Raw genomic sequence first — 249 nt, 5'->3', positions numbered from 1 at the left:
AATATCTTTTAAACGGATTAGTTGACTCATTGTTATATTCCTTTTTCGCGAGTTTATTTTTTATAATGTAATGGTTGGTGTTGTTATTAATTTTTAGTAAAACCATATTTACCTAGCACCGAATAGATTATGTGTACGGCAAGACCCAAGGTAATACCGAGACTACAGATTAAACCTGTGCGTCGACCTTTTGCTAATGTCTGCTGTGATACCAAGACAAAATCAGGCCCTGGGGAGGCTGCAGCAAGT

Annotated in this window: 1 protein-coding gene; it reads right to left on the bottom strand. The window is 37.3% G+C overall.

Annotated elements, in window-relative coordinates:
• Positions 1-86 precede the first annotated feature (86 nt).
• A partial coding sequence (locus SB786_RS37130) for a LysE family transporter (protein WP_410731700.1) occupies positions 87-249 on the bottom strand: 163 nt, incomplete at its 5' end.

The sequence above is a fragment of the Burkholderia sp. SIMBA_062 genome (genome assembly GCF_046534765.1).
Classification (GTDB): Bacteria; Pseudomonadota; Gammaproteobacteria; order Burkholderiales; family Burkholderiaceae; genus Burkholderia; species Burkholderia ambifaria.
This window is presented reverse-complemented; position numbering and strand designations above follow the sequence as displayed.